The 1,476-nt window shown below is 68.9% G+C and carries 1 protein-coding gene; it reads right to left on the reverse strand.

Annotated elements, in window-relative coordinates:
* On the reverse strand, positions 1-1,476 hold a 1,476-nt coding region (locus ETD83_RS41785), incomplete at both ends, for a polyketide synthase dehydratase domain-containing protein (protein ID WP_171064754.1).

The following is a 1,476-nucleotide window of genomic DNA, read 5'->3' on the forward strand; positions in this document are numbered from 1 at the left end:
GTGTGGTGGGGGCTGGGAGTGCGGGTCAGGTGGGGGCCGTACAGGGTGGCGTCGCGCAGCGCCACTGGGAGTTGGTGGGACAGGGCGGTCGCGGCGGCTGTGTCGATGGCGCCTGCGGGGTGGTCGCCGTGGATGTCCAGGAGCGCGAACCGGCCAGGGTGTTCACTGGCGGCGGTGCGCATCAGACCATGCACCGCCGCTGCAGGCAGGTCCTCGACGTCTTCGCCGGGCATCACACCGACCGCGCTGTTGGTGAGGAGCAGGAACGTTGCCGCTCCCAGCCGTTCATCGGCCAGTGCCCGTTGCACTGTCTCGAGCATTTCGCGGACCGCGTTCCGAGTCGCTGCGGCGGCGTCGAGCTGTTCGTCGGCGGTGCGGTAGGGCAGCACCAGCACATTGGGGGCCGGATCACCAGCGGCCAAGGCCGCGTCCAAGGCATCGAGGTCCTGATACGGGACGGCGGTGAGCCCCGCGACTTGGCTGCCCAGTACCGCCCATCGACCAGCGGGGGTTGAATCGGTGGTCTGGATTGGCTGCCAGACCAGGCGGTACAGGCCGTCGGGAGCCGCGGCGCGTGTGGTGATGCGGTCGGCCGTGACGGACCGCATCGTCACCGAGTCGACGGACAGTACTGGTTGCCCGGTCGGGTCGGTGGCGGTCAGGGCGACGCTGTTGTTCTTGGTGGACAGGTGGACGCGTAGCCGGGTGGCGCCCCAGGCGTGGAGGGCGACGCCGTCGTAAGAGAACGGCAGGCGCAGCTCGTCGGGCGTGTCTGCGGCGTCGAGCAACAGCGCGTGCAGAGCGGCGTCCAAAAGGGCGGGATGGATGCCGTATTCGGCGGCCTGCTCATGCAACTCCTCCGGAAGCGCCACCTCGGCATACAGATCCGTGCCCGACTCCCAAACGGCCTGCAACCCTCGAAAAGCCGAACCGTAGTCGTAGCCCAGATCGGTCAACCGCTCATACAAACCCTCGTGCGCCAAAGGCCGCGCACCAGGCGGAGGCCAAACACCCTGCTCAACCGGTCCTGGGCGGTCAGCATTAGAGAGAACGCCCGAAGCGTGCAGCGTCCATTCGCCTTCGTCCCCTGGCGGGCCGTCGGCGGCCGTGTCCCGGTGCGAGTGAATGGTGACGGAGCACTCCCCAGAGTCGTCCGGGGTCCCCACGGTGAGCTGCACCCGGATGCCCTCGTCGGGAAGATGCAGCGGCTTCGCCAGGACGAGTTCGCGCAGAACACCGAGACCGGCCCGGTCGCCCGCAGCGATGGCCAGGTCCACCAGGGCGGAACCGGGCAGTAGCGCGGAGCCTGCGATGAGGTGTTGAGCGAGCCAGGGGTGGGTGCGTGCCGAGAGCCGGCCGGAAAGGAGCAGACCGTCACCGTCGGCGAGCCTTGTCATGCCGCCGAGAAGTGGGTGGTTGACGGGTGTGAGGCCGAGGTGGGTCGCGTCGGTGGTGGGGGTGGTGGCGAGCCAGTAC

It is taken from the genome of Actinomadura soli (assembly GCF_005889715.1).
In the GTDB taxonomy this organism is placed as follows: domain Bacteria; phylum Actinomycetota; class Actinomycetes; order Streptosporangiales; family Streptosporangiaceae; genus Spirillospora; species Spirillospora soli.